The sequence below is a fragment of the Bradyrhizobium altum genome, assembly GCF_020889705.1.
Lineage (GTDB): Bacteria > Pseudomonadota > Alphaproteobacteria > Rhizobiales > Xanthobacteraceae > Bradyrhizobium > Bradyrhizobium altum.
Map to the genome: position 1 here is coordinate 1 of NZ_JACMYP010000495.1, position 2,582 is coordinate 2,582.

Consider the following 2,582-nt stretch of genomic DNA (forward strand, 5'->3'; position numbering starts at 1 on the left):
CATGTTTCGCGGGATCGTGAGCACGGATTTCAGGGGATCGTGAGCAGAGATTTCAGACGATCGTGAGCACGGATTTCGCGGGATCGTGAGCAAGTTTTCAGCAGCTCAGCCCGCTTCGGCCGACAACTCAACCGGCTTAGGAACTGCCTCGTCAGTGAACGAGGAAGGCCGATGCCCACCCAGAGATTGTCGATGCGCCGGATCAAAGAGGTTCTCCGCTTAAAACATGTTCAAGGCTTGCCGGAGCGAGCCATCGCGCGCACCCTGGGCATCAGCAACGGCGCCGTGCACAGCTATCTGCGCCGAGCCGGGGCTGCCGGGCTGAACTGGCCGTTGCCGGCCGGAATGACCGACGAAGACCTGGAGCTGCTGCTTTTCCCTGCGCCGAAGCCTGCGAGCCCCCAGCGGCCCATTCCCGACTGGGGCTATGTCGACAAGGAGCTGCGCCGTCGCAACGTGACCCGCCGGCTGCTGTGGGACGAGTATCGCGCCAGCCATCCCGATGGCTTCGGCTACACATGGTTCTGCACGACCTACGAGGCCTGGAAGGGGCGTGCTCGGCCTTCGATGCGGCAGACCCATCTGGGCGGCGAGAAGGTTTTCGTGGATTTCGCCGGCGACACCATCGACGTCATCGACCCCTCAAGTGGGGAAGTGCAGTCGATGAAGCTGTTCGTCGCGGCGATGGGCGCGTCCAACTATACCTACGCCGAGGCCTGCCCAAGCGAGGGGCTCGCCGACTGGATCCGGGTCCACGTCAACCTTTTCGCCTTCCTCGGCGGCGCGCCGACATTCGTGGTCTGCGACAATCTCAAGGCCGCCGTCACCAATCCCGACCGCCACGATCCTGGCCTCAACCGAACCTATGCCGAGATGGCGAGCCATTACGGCACGGCCATTCTCGCAGCCCGGCCGCGGCGCCCAAAAGATAAGGCAAAGGTCGAAGTTGCGGTGCAAGTCGCCCAGCGATGGATTCTGGCGCGGCTGCGCAACCAACGCTTCTTTTCGTTGGCGGAGCTGAACGCAGCCATCAAAATACTCGTCGTCGAACTCAATGCCCGACAGATGCGCGACTTTGGCGCCAGCCGCGCCGAACTGTTCGCCGAACTCGACAAGCCCAAGCTCACAAAGCTGCCCGACCAGGCTTACGCTTTCGCGCACTGGAAGCGCTGTCGGGTCGGCCCCGACTATCATATCGAGATCGACGGACACTGGTATTCCACGCCGTATCGGCTCATCCGTGAGCTCGTCGATGCGCGCATTGACGACAGGACGGTCGAGATCTTCCACAACGGCCGCAGGATTGCCAGCCACGCTCGCGCGCCCAACCGGCGGGGCCACACCACCATCGCCGACCACATGCCCAGCGCCCATCGGCGCTACGGCCAATGGACGCCCGCCAGAGTGATCGCCGCCGGTGAGCGGATCGGTCCGTCGACCGCCGCCTTCTTCCAGGCCGTGATCGCGGCCCGGCCGCACCCCGAGCAAGGCTTTCGCACCTGCCTCGGCATTCTGTCGCTGGCCAAATGCTACAGCGCCGAGCGCGTCGACGCGGCCTGCCGGCGCGGCATTCTGATCAAGGCGCGATCCGTCGCCTCGATCCGCTCCATCCTCCAGAACGGCCTGGATCGCACCTTTCTCGACGAGCCCTCCGAACCCCAACCCCTGCGCCACGGCAACATCCGCGGCCGGGATTATTTCCACTGAAGCCAAGGAGACCTGTATGCTCAACCATCCCACCCACGAACGCCTGATCGAGCTCGGCTTGAGCGGCATGGCCAAGGCCTTCGAGGAGCAGCGCCGATCACCCGATCTCGAAGCCTTGCCGTTCGAAGATCGCATCGGCCTGCTGGTCGACCGGGAAGCCGCGGAACGCGACACCAGGCGGCTCACCACGCGCCTCAAGCTGGCCGCGCTCCGCCAGAATGCCTGCGTGGAGGACGTCGATTTGCGCACGCCGCGGGGTATCGACCGGGCCGTCTTCGCCAAGCTCGTCAGCGGCGACTGGATCGATCGCCACGAGAATTTGCTCATAACCGGAGCGACCGGATTGGGCAAAAGTTGGTTAGCCTGTGCCCTCGGCCACAAGGCCTGCCGCGATAATCGCTCGGTTCTCTATCATCGCGTCCCAAGATTGTTCGAAGCGTTGGCGCTCGCGCGGGGCGATGGACGTTATGCCCGCTTGCTCAAAACCCTTGGCCGCGCCCAGCTTCTGATTTTGGACGATTGGGGATTGTCGGTGCTCACCGCTGCCGAGCGGCGCGATCTACTCGAAGTCCTCGAGGACCGCCATGGCCGCGCCTCCACCATCGTAACCAGCCAACTCCCTGTGGACACATGGCACGAAGTTATCGGAGACCCAACCTACGCCGACGCCGTCCTCGATCGCCTCGTCCATAACGCTCACCGCCTCCAGCTGGCCGGCGAAAGCATGCGAAAACGCAACGCCAAAACCATCACCCTTGACGAGCAGCCAGAACGCTGACTCTATCACCGCCTCGGCCGGAGCGGGCTGCTCACGATCGTCTGAATTCGGCGCTCATGATCGCGCGAAATCACTGCTCACCATCAGTGAAATATGC

At 63.5% G+C, this 2,582-nt stretch carries 2 protein-coding genes; both read left to right on the forward strand.

All coding sequences use genetic code 11. The annotated features are described in order from the left end of the window. Nucleotides 1-171 precede the first annotated feature (171 nt). Nucleotides 172-1,707: an IS21 family transposase gene (gene istA / locus H8B02_RS46770; protein WP_229172443.1), complete on the forward strand. Its 1,536-nt coding sequence runs from the start codon at nucleotides 172-174 to the stop codon at nucleotides 1,705-1,707. A gap of 16 nt (nucleotides 1,708-1,723) precedes the next feature. After that, a complete protein-coding gene (gene istB, locus H8B02_RS46775; protein WP_229172444.1) occupies nucleotides 1,724-2,485 on the forward strand; it encodes an IS21-like element ISFK1 family helper ATPase IstB in 762 nt (253 codons plus the stop codon). The last annotated feature ends 97 nt before the right edge of the window (nucleotides 2,486-2,582 follow it).